This window comes from Amycolatopsis marina, assembly GCF_900111885.1.
Classification (GTDB): domain Bacteria; phylum Actinomycetota; class Actinomycetes; order Mycobacteriales; family Pseudonocardiaceae; genus Amycolatopsis; species Amycolatopsis marina.
In genome coordinates this window covers 189,403-202,610 of sequence record NZ_FOKG01000005.1, presented here as the reverse complement: position 1 = coordinate 202,610, position 13,208 = coordinate 189,403, and the positions used below count along the sequence as shown (strand labels likewise).

17 protein-coding genes and 1 pseudogene are annotated in these 13,208 nt (G+C 68.2%); 6 read left to right on the top strand and 12 right to left on the bottom strand.

Going from position 1 to position 13,208, the window contains the following annotated elements; genetic code table 11:
- Positions 1-36: 36 nt before the first annotated feature.
- A pseudogene (locus BM199_RS10535) lies at positions 37-1,017 on the bottom strand (lysylphosphatidylglycerol synthase transmembrane domain-containing protein); the annotation flags it as partial.
- Between the two features lie 85 nt (positions 1,018-1,102).
- Positions 1,103-1,939, bottom strand: a complete 837-nt coding sequence (locus BM199_RS10530; protein WP_245788277.1) for a hypothetical protein — start codon at positions 1,937-1,939, stop codon at positions 1,103-1,105.
- A 162-nt stretch (positions 1,940-2,101) separates the two neighbouring features.
- Between BM199_RS10530 and rph the strand changes: the two genes are divergently transcribed.
- Positions 2,102-2,881, top strand: coding sequence for a ribonuclease PH (gene rph, locus BM199_RS10525; RefSeq protein WP_091672443.1), 780 nt, complete (start codon positions 2,102-2,104; stop codon positions 2,879-2,881).
- Complete coding sequence (rdgB, locus tag BM199_RS10520; RefSeq protein ID WP_091672441.1) at positions 2,878-3,486, top strand: RdgB/HAM1 family non-canonical purine NTP pyrophosphatase; 609 nt, start codon at positions 2,878-2,880, stop codon at positions 3,484-3,486. Before rph ends, rdgB begins: the two co-directional genes overlap by 4 nt.
- Positions 3,487-3,548: 62 nt before the next feature.
- On the opposite strand, the gene BM199_RS10515 is transcribed toward rdgB, so the two are convergent.
- The gene (locus BM199_RS10515; RefSeq protein WP_245788276.1) at positions 3,549-3,878 is read right to left on the bottom strand and encodes a hypothetical protein; all 330 of its coding nucleotides are present in this window, start codon (positions 3,876-3,878) and stop codon (positions 3,549-3,551) included.
- Between the two features lie 115 nt (positions 3,879-3,993).
- Here BM199_RS10515 and BM199_RS10510 point away from each other — a divergent pair, with 115 nt between their 5' ends.
- On the top strand, positions 3,994-4,899 hold the full coding sequence (locus tag BM199_RS10510) for a helix-turn-helix domain-containing protein (protein WP_091672439.1): 906 nt from the start codon (positions 3,994-3,996) through the stop codon (positions 4,897-4,899).
- Positions 4,856-5,041 carry a DUF397 domain-containing protein gene (locus BM199_RS10505; RefSeq protein WP_091672438.1) on the top strand — a complete coding sequence of 62 codons (186 nt, stop codon included), beginning with the start codon at positions 4,856-4,858 and terminating at the stop codon, positions 5,039-5,041. The genes BM199_RS10510 and BM199_RS10505 overlap by 44 nt, the downstream gene beginning before the upstream one ends.
- Position 5,042: 1 nt before the next feature.
- Here the strand turns inward: BM199_RS10505 and bcp are convergent, their stop codons facing one another.
- The 3 genes from bcp to BM199_RS10490 form a co-directional block, all read right to left on the bottom strand.
- Positions 5,043-5,525: a thioredoxin-dependent thiol peroxidase gene (gene bcp, locus BM199_RS10500; RefSeq protein WP_091672436.1), complete on the bottom strand. Its 483-nt coding sequence runs from the start codon at positions 5,523-5,525 to the stop codon at positions 5,043-5,045.
- Positions 5,526-5,630: 105 nt separating this feature from the next.
- Positions 5,631-6,170: a hypothetical protein gene (locus BM199_RS10495; protein WP_245788275.1), complete on the bottom strand. Its 540-nt coding sequence runs from the start codon at positions 6,168-6,170 to the stop codon at positions 5,631-5,633.
- A 229-nt stretch (positions 6,171-6,399) separates the two neighbouring features.
- On the bottom strand, positions 6,400-6,582 hold the full coding sequence (locus BM199_RS10490) for a hypothetical protein (protein ID WP_091672433.1): 183 nt from the start codon (positions 6,580-6,582) through the stop codon (positions 6,400-6,402).
- A gap of 158 nt (positions 6,583-6,740) precedes the next feature.
- Here BM199_RS10490 and BM199_RS10485 point away from each other — a divergent pair, with 158 nt between their 5' ends.
- The gene (locus BM199_RS10485) at positions 6,741-7,220 is read left to right on the top strand and encodes a pyridoxamine 5'-phosphate oxidase family protein (RefSeq protein ID WP_245788274.1); all 480 of its coding nucleotides are present in this window, start codon (positions 6,741-6,743) and stop codon (positions 7,218-7,220) included.
- Positions 7,221-7,242: 22 nt separating this feature from the next.
- On the opposite strand, the gene BM199_RS10480 is transcribed toward BM199_RS10485, so the two are convergent.
- The 5 genes from BM199_RS10480 to BM199_RS10460 form a co-directional block, all read right to left on the bottom strand.
- Positions 7,243-7,488, bottom strand: coding sequence for a hypothetical protein (locus tag BM199_RS10480; RefSeq protein ID WP_245788273.1), 246 nt, complete (start codon positions 7,486-7,488; stop codon positions 7,243-7,245).
- Positions 7,489-7,584: 96 nt separating this feature from the next.
- On the bottom strand, positions 7,585-7,905 hold the full coding sequence (locus BM199_RS10475) for a hypothetical protein (RefSeq protein WP_245788272.1): 321 nt from the start codon (positions 7,903-7,905) through the stop codon (positions 7,585-7,587).
- 307 nt (positions 7,906-8,212) lie between these two features.
- Positions 8,213-9,475: an RNA polymerase sigma factor gene (locus BM199_RS10470; RefSeq protein ID WP_091672429.1), complete on the bottom strand. Its 1,263-nt coding sequence runs from the start codon at positions 9,473-9,475 to the stop codon at positions 8,213-8,215.
- A complete protein-coding gene (locus BM199_RS10465) occupies positions 9,472-9,852 on the bottom strand; it encodes a YciI family protein (RefSeq protein ID WP_091672427.1) in 381 nt (126 codons plus the stop codon). The genes BM199_RS10470 and BM199_RS10465 overlap by 4 nt, the downstream gene beginning before the upstream one ends.
- Positions 9,853-9,855: 3 nt before the next feature.
- Complete coding sequence (locus BM199_RS10460; RefSeq protein ID WP_091672425.1) at positions 9,856-10,218, bottom strand: YciI family protein; 363 nt, start codon at positions 10,216-10,218, stop codon at positions 9,856-9,858.
- A gap of 173 nt (positions 10,219-10,391) precedes the next feature.
- Between BM199_RS10460 and BM199_RS10455 the strand changes: the two genes are divergently transcribed.
- Entirely contained in the window at positions 10,392-11,825 is a 1,434-nt protein-coding gene (locus BM199_RS10455) for an MFS transporter (protein ID WP_091672423.1), read from the top strand.
- Positions 11,826-11,848: 23 nt separating this feature from the next.
- Here the strand turns inward: BM199_RS10455 and BM199_RS10450 are convergent, their stop codons facing one another.
- Positions 11,849-13,126, bottom strand: a complete 1,278-nt coding sequence (locus BM199_RS10450) for a choice-of-anchor B family protein (protein ID WP_091672421.1) — start codon at positions 13,124-13,126, stop codon at positions 11,849-11,851.
- Between the last annotated feature and the right edge of the window lie 82 nt (positions 13,127-13,208).

Genomic DNA, 13,208 nt, shown 5'->3' with positions numbered 1-13,208 from the left:
TCGGCCGCTCCGGCCGGCCCGCCGCAGGACCAGCCAGGCGAGCAGGCCCGCCGGGATGATCAGCCAGCACGACAGCAGGCGGTAGGTCAGCACCGCCGCCGCGGCGGGTGACTCGGCCGCCCCTGCCGCGGCCAGTCCGGCGAGCAGGCTGATCTCGATCACGCCGATTCCACCCGGGGTCAGTGGGATCTGCCGCACGATCTGCACCGTCAGGTAGACGGTGGCCAGTTCGAGCAGGCCGATCTCGATCCCGAACGCCCTGGTCGCCGCGAACAGGCAGGCCAGGTCGGTGAGCCAGTTGCCGGTCGCCGCGGCCAGTGCGAGCAGCCAGTGCCGGGGAGCGACGCCGCGAGAGCTGGTGACAGCCTCGACCGCGGGCCGGACCAGCGCCGCCAGCCACGGCCACATCCTGGGTGGCCGGACGGACGCGGCCTCGGCTGGGACGTCGCGGTTGCGTCGGCGGACGGCGGTCAGTCGATGGAGTGCGGTGGCGGTGAGGCCCACCAGCACCACAGCCGCGGCGAGGGTCGGCGCGGGATGGGTGTTCCAGGCGGCGGACAGGTGGACCAGCGCGGTCGTCAGTGCGCCGGTGGCGTACAGCAGTGCGAGGCCGAACAGCGACAGCACGCCGGACAGCACCATCACGGCGGTGGCGGCCGCGCGGTCCGCGCCGCCCGCTCTGAACTCGCGGAAGGCGTAGGCCGCCGACACCACGGAACCCGCGGGCAGGCTGATGGCGATGGCCGAACGGCTGTAGGACAGCGCGAGCGCCCGATGTCTCGGCATGGTGACGCCGAACGCGGTCAGCAGTCTGCGCTGCTGGCGGGCGAACATCGCCATGGAGACGAACTCGGCGATGCCCGCGGCGAGCAGCCAGCGGTGATCCGCCGAGGCGAGTGCGCGGCCGACGTCGGCAGGCGCGGGAAGCCGTTCGCGCAGGGTCAGCACGACGAGGGCGAGCAGGGCGAGGGTGCCGACCAGCTGGATGATCCCGCGTCGAGTGCGTATGGCGGCCATGGCGTACCCCAATTCATCTCACGATGAATTATGCGAGGCGCGTGGTGATTTGGTCAACGAGTGTTGAAAAAGTGTGGCCCGCGCGTCAGTTCGCGCCGATGTCCGCCAGATGGTCGTCGGCCAGTTCCCGCGTGTAGGCGTGCAGTAGCGCGACCATGCTCAGCGTGCCGCCCGGCGCGTCGAACTCGGCGAGGTCGTAGGCGAGCACCGCTCCTCGGTAGCTGGGCGTGGCGTTGCTGACGTCGGTGAACCAGTTGTGGAAGAGGAGTTGCGGCTGCTCACCGGGGCCGACCGGCGGCGTGACGAGGTCGAGCAGCGCGGGCCGGTTGCGCAGCACCCAGCGGTAGAACTCGGAGTAGAGGTAGAAGCGCTGCTCGACGCCGGTCGCCGAGACGCCGTGCACTTCTTCGGCGAGCATGACGCCGTGCTCGGTGGAGGCCTGCTCGGCCACGCTCCACGCGCGGTCGTGCGCGGAGCGGCCGCGCAGGTCGCCGTCGCGCAGTGCGGTGAGGTAGTCGGCCCACGGTTCGGAGCCGGGGTTGCCGAACGTTCCGCCGTCCCGGCCGAGGGCGAGGGCGATGCCACGTTCGATGCCCTCGACGATCCCGGCGTCCACATGGGAGATCCACGTGCCGGGCGCGCCCATTCCGCGGTCGCGGAAGAACGTGATGATGCCTTCGATGTTGCGCCAGCGCGGGAGGTAGCCGGGGAGCAGTTCGGCGGCCGGCCCGCTGGACATGGCGCGGACGAAGGTCAGTCGTTCGTCCATGGACATCAGGTCGATCTCGGCCGCGGTGCAGTCGAGCGCGGCGGCGCACTCGGCGGGCCCCCTGTGCTGCTGCGCCAGAACGGTGGCGGGGCTCAGCGTGAGGCAGAGCGCGGTGGTCAGCAGTGCGGCGACAGCGGCGCGGATCCGGTTCATGGAGGCTCCCCAGTGACAGTGATCACACGGATCGTAGCCGGAACTCGCACTTTCCCGGGAAAGTGCGGTAGCTGCGCGCGCAAGTACGTCACTTTCCCGGGAAAGTGGCTCGCACGAACCGGGGCGTGGGTGCGTGACGGCGGGGATCTAGAGTGCGTACCCGTGGTGAGAAAAGACGGCAGGACCGACGAACAGCTCCGCGAAGTCAAGATCACTCGGGGATTCCAGCGCTGGCCGGCAGGCTCGGTGCTCATCGAGTTCGGTGACACCAGGGTGCTGTGTGCGGCGAGCGTGACCGAGGGAGTGCCGCGCTGGCGTGCGGGGTCCGGGCTCGGCTGGGTGACCGCCGAGTACGCGATGCTGCCCTCGGCCACCAACACCCGGAGCAGCCGGGAGTCGGTCAAGGGGAAGATCGGCGGCCGCACCCATGAGATCAGCAGGCTGATCGGCCGCTCGCTGCGCGCGTGCATCGATCTCGCCGCGCTCGGGGAGAACACGATCGTCATCGACTGCGACGTCATCCAGGCGGACGGCGGCACCCGCACGGCCGCGATCACCGGCGGCTACGTCGCGCTCGCCGACGCCATCACCTGGCTCGGCGCGGCGGGCAGGCTCGCCGACCCGCAGCCGCTTTCGGCCGCCGTTTCGGCCATCAGCGTGGGCGTCGTGGACGGCCGGGTGCGGCTGGACCTGCCTTTCGAGGAGGACTCCCGCGCCGAGGTCGACACCAACGTGGTGGCGACCGACGTCGGCACGCTCATCGAGGTGCAGGGCACTGGTGAGGGTGCGACGTTCACCAGGTCCACACTGGACAAGATGCTGGACATGGCACTGGCCGGGTGTGCGGAGCTGTCGCGCAAGCAGGCCGAGGCGCTGGCGTTGCCGTACCCGGGCGAGCTGCCGGAGCCGCAGTCGGGCAAGAAGTCCAAGGGTGGCAAGTGAGCGGCACCGTTCTGCTGGCCACGCGTAACGCGAAGAAACTCGGCGAACTGCGCCGGATCCTCGCGGCCGAGGGTGTGGCGGGGCTCGACGTGGTCGGGCTCGCCGACGTCGAGGAGTTCCCCGAGGCGCCGGAGACCGGCGCGACGTTCGAGGAGAACGCCCTCGCCAAGGCGCGGGATGCCGCAGCGGCCACGGGACTGCCCGCCGTCGCGGACGACTCGGGGCTGGCGGCAGACGCGCTGAACGGAATGCCCGGCGTGCTCTCCGCGCGCTGGGTCGGCCGGCACGGTGACGACGACGCCAATCTGGACCTGGTGCTCGGGCAGTTGGCCGATGTTCCGGACGAGCGCAGGGGAGCGGGATTCGTCTGCGCCGCGGCGCTGGTGGTGCCGGGTGGTGCGGAGACCGTGGTGCGCGGCGAGTGGCGCGGCACCCTGATCCGCGAGCGCAGAGGCGCCAACGGTTTCGGCTACGACCCGATCTTCGTACCCGATGGGGAGTCTCGAACCTCCGCCGAACTGGATCCTGCCGAGAAGGACGCGGCCTCCCACCGCGGCCGCGCCCTCCGTGCCCTCCTCCCGCACCTGACCGCGCTAGCCTCCTGACCCAGCCCGGGGTTGGAGCGTCTGCAAGTACCACCAAGCAAGATCAACTTCTGCACTAACCGCTACCAACTCCCGGGCTCCGACTGAACCAGCCGGACGAACTCCCGATCGGGATCGCGCAAGACGCGGTACACGGCTTCGATCGTGGAGCACGGCCAGTACATGCTGTGGCAGAACCGGCAGCCACCCGCCGCGTCCTCGCAGTGCTGCGCCACCACGGATCGGATTACCTCCACCAGGTCACCGATCACCCGGCGCGCGGACCGGACGTCCTCGGGGCGCCATACGGCGTTGTCCGTCGCCAGGGCTTCGGTCACGTCCAGGTAGGTGTAAAGATCGTTGCGCAGCAAGGCGAAAGCGTGCGCCAATGCGGGTGATATGTCTATCGCCAAGAGAAACCTCCTGACGATAGACAACCGATTCCACCGCAGGCAATCAATGGTCCTTTCCGGTGGACGCCTTGCACATTTCCACCGAAGCGGCCCGTGGTCTGTCTACCGTGGACACATGGGCGAGAGGGAGACGACCGTACGCAGCCGCGAACTCGGCGAGGGACTGCGCGGGGTGCTGGAGCGGGCCGGGCTGACCGGAGTGGACATCGCGCACCGGCTCGGCTGGTCGCAGAGCGATGTGTCCCGGATGCTGAACGGGAAACGCGGGGTGCGGGAGACCGACGTGGCCGCGTTCCTCGGGGCCTGCTCGGTGCGGGGGAGGGAGTACGACCGGCTGCTGGCGCTGTGCCGGGAGGCGAACCGGCCAGGGTGGTGGCAGCAGTACGGCTCGCGGCTGCCGAAGCAGTTGCGCACGTACATCGACCACGAGGACAAGGCGGTGACGATTGGGGACTACGCCGCGACGCTGGTTCCGGGTTCGCTGCAGACGGGAGACTACGCCCGGGCAGTGATGGGTGGCATCGTGAACGTTCCTGCTGACGAGGTCGAGGAGCGAGTCGCTGCTCGGCTTGCCAGGTCCGCCATATTCAGCCGACCAGTGCCGGTCGTTTTCGCCTTTTATCTTCACGAGTTCGTGTTGCGGCTCCCGATTGGCGGTGCTGCGGTGATGTCGGATCAACTGCATCACCTGCTGCGTATGTCGGTTCGGCCTCGTATCTCGTTGCGAGTGGTACCAGCTTCGCTTGGCGTGCACGCCGCGCTCGCCGGATCCTTCACGTACATGGAGTTCGCCGCGATCAAGCCGGTCGTCTACCTCGAAAGTGAGACGTCCACGCTCTTTCTGGAAGAGCAGGCCGAAGTTGCGGCTTACCAGCGCATCCTCTCGGCGCTGGCCGAAACCGCGCTCGATGAGGAACAATCGAGGGAGTTGATCGGCAAAGTTGCCGTAGAGCTGTCCGGGGACCGAGAGGACCAAGATGAACCCGCCCGAGCTGGGCAGAACGGTGTGGCGCACGAGTAGTTACTCCGCAGGCCAGGGCAACTGTGTCGAGATCGCTCTTGCTCCGGCCGGTGTGCTCGTGCGGGACACGAAGGACCGGCCGGGCGGCACGTTGTCCGTGCCGCCCGCCGCGTGGGACGCGTTCCTGCGGGAACTGAGCTGACTCAGGCCGTCGCGATGTCCAGGTCACGGAGGAGCTTCGCCACGTGGCCGGTGGCCTTCACGTTGTACCTGGCCTCGGCGATCGTGCCCTCGGGGTCCACCACGAACGTGGAGCGGATGACGCCCTGCACCACGCGGCCGTAGTTCTTCTTCTCGCCGAAGGCGCCCCACTCGCTGAGCACCGTCTTGTCCGGGTCCGACAGCAGCGGAAAGGTCAGCTGCTCGGTCTCGACGAACTTCGCCAGCTTTTCCGGCTTGTCCGGGGAGATGCCCAGCACCTGGTATCCGGCGCCGTCCAGTTCGCCGAGGTTGTCCCGGAAGTCGCACGCCTGCTTGGTGCAGCCGGGGGTGCCCGCGGCCGGGTAGAAGTACACGACGACGGACTTGCCCCGGTAGTCCGACAGCGACACGGACGCGCCTGTGCTGTCGGTGAGGGTGAAGTCGGGAGCCTTGTCGCCGGGGGAAAGTCGCGTCTGCTCGGTCATGTGGCCAGACTAGCGACCGCTACTGACACGCGACCTGTGCACTAGCGCTCTTGGATGTCGAACACGTGTCCATGGAACGCACACACGTGTACACAGAACGCAAAGTCAGACGGAGCCTACGTAGACGGCGGTGGCTTCGGTGGTGCGGTTCGGGCGCAGTTCCAGGCAGAGGGGGGCCTGCTTGGCCGGGATCGCGAACGCCAGCGTGAGGCGGACATTGCGCTGCGGGGGGACGTCGCGGTCGGCGTCGACGATGCCGTTGAACCCCTGGGTGGCGTCCATGACCTGCTTGGCAGGGGTGCTCGCGACGGTCGCGGTAACGCCGAGGTCGGAAAGGCGGTAGGGCCGGTCGCTGCCGTTGAAGATGGAGATCTCGAACGCGACCGCCCTCGGTGACTGGGGGTACGCCGTCTCACTCGGCTGGAAGGTTTTCGGCGCGGCCACCGCGACGGTGATACCCGACTCGAACCGGTAGTCGCTGCCGAACGGGATCGTCTGCTCGGCCCGGACCGACTGCTCGGCCGCCACCTCCGACTCCAACGCGGTCGTGGTGGTGCTGGAGGCGCCCGTGGATGTCCCGCAGGCGGTGAGCGTGAACAGCACGCATCCCGCCAGCGCGAAGCCCCGCATTCGCGCAGGAGCCACTCGACTACTCCATCTGCTGTAGGTCATTACGTCCATTCGGTGGCGGTAATCGCCGTGCTCGCTCCACTCTGTCCTCCATCGCGCGACGATGCGAGGAGCAACGTGGTGTTGAAGCGGACCTGGTGTACGCCCGTGTCCCATCCGTGATCGTCAGAGCACGAGGGGTGACAGCAGTCACCATGGTGTCACTGATCGGCGCGGTCGCCGAGGCGGCATTCAGGTGGCAGGTTCAGGTGGCGAGGGCGAAGAACAAGATGAAGGTGCCGAGGGCGACGACCCAGGCGACGATGAGCCAGCCGAAGTCCCGCCACGGGTCGACGCCCCGATTGTCCTCGCCTGGAACGTAAACTCCGCGCATCTCGAACCAGTCGGCCCACTGCACGAGCCAGCGCAGCGGATTGCGGTTCGGCATCGCGGGCACCTCCGAAGTCGTCCGCCGAGCATATCGACGGACGCGGCGACGGGCACATTCCGTCGTCCTCCACGGCGAAAACCCGTGGTACAACTTACGTTCACTGGCGCAGGTAAATGTGCGCACCGCTACGCGTACCGCAGGAAGCGAGCCGGATCGTGACAGAGCAGCAGTTGAGGCCGCAGCGTCGGAGCCGCAGGGTCGCCATGACGCCCGACGAGATCGACGCCTACCTCACCGAGGAGCGCATGTGCCGAGTGGCGACGATCAACGAGCACGGGCCGCACCTGACCGCACTCTGGTTCGTCTGGCACGACCAGGCGGTCTGGATCTACTCGATCACCGGCAGTCAGCGCTGGGTGGACATCTCTCGCGACCCTCGGGTGGCCGTGCTGATGGATTCCGGGCACGACTACTTCGAGCTTCGCGGGGTCGAGATCACCGGGACGGCCGAGGTGGTCGGCGAGGTGCCTCGTGTCGGGGAGTCCTGCCCCGAACTGCACGAGCCGGAGCGGCTGATCGCTCGCAAGTACTTCGACACCGACCAGATGCCCTACGACGAGCGGCACGCGTGGTTGCGCATCACGCCGGGCAAGATCGCGAGCTGGAGTTTCCGGAAGATGGTCGATCAGGGCTGAGCCGGGATCCGGGCTCCGGGGACTACTCGCCCCGCATCGACCGGCGAATCTGGGCCAGCTTCTCCTTCGCGGCCTGGTCACGGTCGGCCAGCTGCTGGTCCAGCGAGGCGCCTTCCGGCGTGCCCTCGGCCAGTTCGGTGGCTCCTGTGGCGGTGGCGAACCGGTTCTCGATGCGATCGCGCACGTAGTCGAAGCTCGGCGTTCCGGAGTCGTTGTAGTCGTCCTCCGGCACGGCCGGGACGGGCTCTTCGTTCGGGTTGGTCTCCACGGCGTACTCCATCCGGGCCCGGATTGCGGGACCGGGCCCTGCCCACAGTGTCGCAGTCTCGCCGGGCCGGGGCAGCCACGCGGACCGTTCCCGGAATCAGTCCGGTCGGCCGCCGCGGTGCTCAGGGTGCTGGGCGCCCCACTTGCGCAGTGCGCCCGCGATGAAGTCGGCGCCGATCCGATTCGCCTCGTCGGCTTGGCCGCGCACCCGTGCGGGCCGGTCGTCGGCCTGGTCGACGACCCGGCCGCGTTCGGCGTTCGGATGCTTCCAGTGCTCGCCACAGCCGTTCGGGCAGGGCATCTCGATCGTGCGCAGCACGCCGGCGGGTGTCGGCTGCTGCCAGGACATCGTGCCGGTGCCCTGGCACAGCTCGCACTCAGCGCCCTGGTACCTGTCCGAGCCCTCCGCAGTTGCCACAGGCGTCCTTCCGGTTGGGTGCCAGCCCGGATCCGTGACACAGGGGGCACTCGACCATCTCGTAGCTCATCGTCACACCTTCGGTCGCTTGAGGGGAAGTCCAGCCGGATGGCGGTGTCGTAACGGATGACGCACACCCTGCTCCCGTTGACGGAGCGCGGGTGCTCCCCATCTTCGCGGGGCGCGGGCACGCGGGGTACCGGCAGTGGGAGCACACCGATGGCCGCTGGTGTTGGGCCGCCCGGAGGTGTCCGGCAGGACCGGGTGCCGCCGGGAGGTGACGTCCCCAATGTGGCATTGAGGAACTTCAACGTCCCCAATGCCACATTGAGGACATCAAACGGGCCGCCCTGGACTCGAGGTATCGCCGCTCGGGCAGGCTCGTGGTGCGCGCGGCGGCCTGCCGGTAGTGCGCCCCTGCCTCGGCGGTCCTGCCCGCCAGTTCCAAAAGGTGCGCGCGCACGGCGTGCAGCCGGTGGTGTCCGTCGAGGCCGTCCGTGCCCCCGGGTGTGTCGAGCAGGTCCAGCCCTGCCTGGGGGCCCTGTGCCATCGCGACCGCCACCGCGTGGTTCAGCCGCACCATCGGGTTCGGGGCGAGGTGGAGCAACATTTCGTACAGTTCCACGACCTGGGCCCAGTCGGTGTCCTCGGCGCGCCGTGCCTCGTCGTGTACCGCGGCGATCGCCGCCTGCACCTGGTACGGCCCCACGGGCCCCTGCGAGAGCGTCGCGGTGATCAGGGCGACGCCCTCGTCGATCCGCTCGCGGTCCCAGCGGTCCCGGTCCTGTTCGGCGAGTGGGATCAACTCGCCCCCGGGGCCGGTTCGGGCCGGACGACGCGCGTCGGTGAGCAGCATCAGGGCCAGCAGACCGGCCACCTCGTGGTCGTCGGGCAGCAGCCGGTGCACTGCCCTGGTCAGCCGGATCGCCTCCTCGCTCAACTCCACCCGATGCAGGTCGGAGCCGGAACTGGCGGTGTATCCCTCGTTGAACACCAGGTAGAGCACGTGTCTGATGGCGTCGATCCGGTCAATCCGCTCCTGCTCGGTCAGCGGCCGAAAGGAAGCGCCGCTCGCCTTGATCCGCTGTTTCGCCCTGGAGATGCGCTGGCCCATGGTGGTCTCCGGAACCAGGAAGGCGTGGGCGATCTGGGCTGTGGTCAGCCCGCCGACGGCGCGCAGGGTGAGGGCGATCCTGGACGGTTCGGTCAGCGCGGGATGGCAGCACAGGAACAGCAGAGTGAGGGTGTCGTCGGTGTCGCCCTGGTACGCCTCGTCGGCGGCCGGTGCCAGCAGGTGGTCGGCGGGTTCCATCGCCGCGGCGGTGCTCTCCCTGCGCCTGCGGGCGAGTTCGTTGCGCCACTGGTCGGTGAGCCTGCGGGAGGCGACGGTGATCAACCAGCCACGTGGGCTCGTGGGCAGGCCCTCGTGTGGCCACTGCGCCGCTGCCGCCAGCAGGGCCTCCTGCACCGCGTCCTCACACGCGTCGAACGTGCCGTGCCGCCGCAGGAGCGCACCGAGCACCTGCGGCGCCAGTTCGCGCAGCAGGTGCTCGATGTCGTGGCTGTTCACGGGCCGGTGACCGTCAGCGGGCGGACTTCCACGGCGCACTGCTCGGCGTCCGGAAAGCGGGCGGCGATCTCGGTCGCGCGCTCCAAGCTCGCGCAGTCCAGCAGGAAGTAACCCGCGAGCTGCTCCTTGGTCTCGGCGAACGGGCCGTCGGTGACCGCGGGTGCGCCGGCGCCCTTGCGCACCGTCCTGCTCAGTGCCGGTGCGGCGAGCGGCTCACCGCCCACCAGTTCACCGGATTCGGTGATCTCCTTCAGCAGCGCATGGAACCTCGCCCGCAGCCGCTCGGCCTCGTCGGACGACAGCCCACCCTGCGGGTGCAGGAACAACGGGTGCTGCCAGGTCGTGGGGTTGGCGTAGATCAGCAGCAGGTACTTCATCGGTCACATCTCCAGTCCGGCGAGATCCATCACCGGGCGTACCTCGACCGCGCACAGTTCGATGTCGGGGAGACGGCCGGCGATCTCGACCGCGCGTTCGACACTCTCGCAGTCGAGGAGGTAGAAGCCGGCCAGTTGTTCCTTCGCTTCGGCGAACGGTCCGTCGGTGACGACCGGGGAACCGGCGCGGGCACGCACCGTTTTGGTCTGTGACCGCTCGGCGAGCGCCTCGGAACCGACGAGTTCGCCGGACTCCCCGAGTTCCCGGTCAAGGGCATCGTGCTCGCGGCTCACCCGCTGTCGCTGCTCGGCGGACAGCGAGTCCCAGGTCTCCGGATTGCTGTAGATGAGAATCAGGTACTTCATGGCAGCCCCTCGTGTCCCGGCGCCTGGTCGGACGCCTCTCGACAGGGACATCGAAGCACGGGTGGCCACTTCGACATCCGCGAAGGAAAAAGTTCGACGTCGAGATGGTGCCGTCGGTTTCGACTCTGTGGTGAAACGTCCCGAAGGGACCCGTACGTACCCCAGGAGTTCACATGTCCACTTCCGAGCCCGACCCCCGTAGGTGGCCGGCGCTGTGCCTGCTCTGCCTCGCGTTCTCCATTGCCATCCTGGATTCCACCGCGGTGTTCACGGCCGCGCCGTCGATCCAGTCGGACATGGGATTCACCGGTAGTGAGCTGCAGTGGGTGTTCAGTGCGTATGCGCTGACCTTCGGTGGCCTGATGTTGTTCGGTGGACGTCTGGGCGATCTGCTCGGCAGACGACGCGTGTTCATGGCGGGAATGGCGCTGTTCGCGCTGGCTTCGCTGGTGTGCGGGCTCGCGGAGTCCGGCGGCGTGCTGATCGGGGCACGGGCGGTGCAGGGCGCGGCAGGCGCCGTGCTCACCCCGACGGCCCTTGCCATTCTCATGACGACGTTCGCCGAGGGGCCGGAACGGAACAGGGCACTCGGGGTCTGGGGCGCCATCGGCGGCGGTGGAGCGACCGCGGGGCTGCTGCTCGGCGGCCCGATCACCGACGGGCCCGGCTGGGCCTGGGTCTTCCTGATCAACGTCCCGATCGGACTCGTCGTGATCGCGCTGAGCCCGGTGCTGCTGCGGGAAAGCCGGGACTCGGGCCGCACGCGCACCTTCGACACGGCGGGAGCGCTGACGATCACCGCCGCGATCGTCCTCGTCGTTTACGCCGTGTCGAGTGCGCCGGAGGTAGGTTGGGCGAGTCCGCGCACGGTGGGCCTGCTGGCGGCAGCGGTGGCCCTGATCGGGGCGTTCGTCGTGATCGAAGCGCGGGTGGACAGCCCGCTGGTGCCATCGCGCGTCTTCCGGTCACGATCCCTGGTCGGGGGCAATCTGGTGCTGCTGTGCGCCGGGATGGCGGTCGACGGCCTGCTGATCGCGCTCACCTTGTACGCCCAGCAGGCGATCGGCTACTCCGCACTGCAGTTCGGTCTGCTCACGGCCGTGATGACGGTGACGTCGGTCGCCGGTTCCGTCGGTGGTCAGTCGCTGGTCACCAGGATCGGCGTCCGTCCGGTGACGACGGGTGGCCTCGGACTGATCGCGGCTGGGAGTGCGCTCCTCGCCGTCGCGCTCACGGGAGTCGACCGGCTCGGGATATTGGTGGTGGCGCTGATGGTGTTCGGACTCGGCCTCGGGGCGACGTTCGTCGCCGCATCCATCGCGGCACTGTCCGGTGTCGCGGACGGCGATTCCGGGATCGCGTCGGGACTGGTGGAGACGTCGTTCAACATCGGCTGTGCACTGGGGGTCGCCGGTGTGTCCACTGTGGCGACCGTGCGCACGGCCGGACTGCTGGCCGAGCCAGGAGGGCACGCTCCGCTTGCGGCGTTGACCGAAGGGCTGCGGTCGGGTTTCGCCACGGCGGCGGTGTTCGCCCTGATCGGCCTGACGATCGCGATGTCACTGCTCGGCAGGCGCCTCACCGCCGGAGGGTTGGCCCGGCGGTGAAGCGTCCGCGCGTGGCGTGCTCGCTACTTGAGCTTCAGGATGAACAAACCTCTGTCCATGGTGCTGACGCCGACGATGTCCCGCTTGAAGTACGGGTAGTTGCTCCAGGCGCCGCCTTCGAACGACGCGTTGTCGTTCTCCGGGTACACGTCGAAGTGGGCGACCTCCTTGAGCTCACCCATGCCGATCTTTCCGGTGTGGTAGACCCGCAGGCCGGACGTGTAGTTCGACATGTACGCGAGCCTGCGCTCGGTGTAGATGTTGTGGTCGATCGACGTGGTTTCGTTGTCGAAGGTGCCGGTGTGCCGCGGGTTGTCGAGATCGGTCATGTCCCAGATCCGCGTTCTGGTGTTGATCCCGTGCCCCTGCTCGTCGAGCTCGTCACCGTGCAGGAAGTACCGCTGACCCGGGGTGAACCAACCCTGGTGGCTGTAGCCACTGTCCGGGTAGGACATACGGGCGATGGGCGCCGGGCTCGCCTTGTCCGTGACGTCCACAACGGACACGAAGTGGCCGTCCGAAGCGGCGTTGGAGTTCACGCAGATCTCCCGGCCCGTGTAGTCGGCGTCGGGACCCGCGTAGGTCACGCACTGGGTGTCGTGGATGTAACCGTGCTCGTCGAAGCAGCCGGCGAAGGCGGGGCTGGTCGGCGACGATATGTCGACCATGTGCAGGCCGCCCGCACAGGTGTTGGTGCCGATCACGTAGGCGAAACCGCTGTCCTCGTTGATGTTGATGTTGTGCGCTTTGCCGAACTCGGCGTAGTGCGCGTCCTCGGTCAAGGTGCCGGTCTCGTCGCGCAGTCGCGTCAGGTCGAAGACCTGCAGGCCGTGCGGGATCTGCTCGGACACGACGAACGCGTGGTTGTCGAACACCTTGATGTCGCGCCAGTACGGGCGATGTGGATCCAGCACGTGTGCCGGAAGTATGCCGACGACGGTGGCGTCGGTCGGGGTGCTGACGTCCACGAAGACAGTACCTTCGGTGCCCCCGATGATGGCGTAGTCCTTGCCGGTCGCCGGGTCCGTCCAGCCCCACATGTCATTGGCGAAGGTCAGCCCGAGGTCTTCGAGCCACAGGTGGTCGAGCATGTCGATGCCGTCGCAGGCGTAGGTGTCGGCCGCGAGGCCGTGCACACACTTCGACTGCCCGTCCGGTGCTGCTGTGAGTTCGGACTGCCGCTCCTCCATGGTCGGCGGTGAGACCTGGTCGTATGCCTGTTCGTGCGCCGACGCAAGTGGCGCAACAAAAATCCCCGCCGTCATCAGCGCGATTGTCGCGGTAGCGATTTTCGCCTTCATGTGTCCTCCGGTGATCCGGAAACGGGATTGTCCAATTTGTGCATCACCCAATACGGTGAAGGCGCACATCACAATCGGCTAT

Coding starts and splice junctions, on each gene's coding strand:
- BM199_RS10455 (WP_091672423.1), top strand. CDS start 10,392: ATGTCCACTTCCGAGCCCGACCCCCGTAGGTGGCCGGCGCTGTGCCTG.
- BM199_RS10505 (WP_091672438.1), top strand. CDS start 4,856: ATGAACCCGCCCGAGCTGGGCAGAACGGTGTGGCGCACGAGTAGTTAC.
- BM199_RS10510 (WP_091672439.1), top strand. CDS start 3,994: ATGGGCGAGAGGGAGACGACCGTACGCAGCCGCGAACTCGGCGAGGGA.
- BM199_RS10530 (WP_245788277.1), bottom strand. CDS start 1,939: ATGAACCGGATCCGCGCCGCTGTCGCCGCACTGCTGACCACCGCGCTC.
- BM199_RS10490 (WP_091672433.1), bottom strand. CDS start 6,582: ATGCCGAACCGCAATCCGCTGCGCTGGCTCGTGCAGTGGGCCGACTGG.
- BM199_RS10460 (WP_091672425.1), bottom strand. CDS start 10,218: ATGAAGTACCTGATTCTCATCTACAGCAATCCGGAGACCTGGGACTCG.
- bcp (WP_091672436.1), bottom strand. CDS start 5,525: ATGACCGAGCAGACGCGACTTTCCCCCGGCGACAAGGCTCCCGACTTC.
- BM199_RS10465 (WP_091672427.1), bottom strand. CDS start 9,852: ATGAAGTACCTGCTGCTGATCTACGCCAACCCCACGACCTGGCAGCAC.
- BM199_RS10450 (WP_091672421.1), bottom strand. CDS start 13,126: ATGAAGGCGAAAATCGCTACCGCGACAATCGCGCTGATGACGGCGGGG.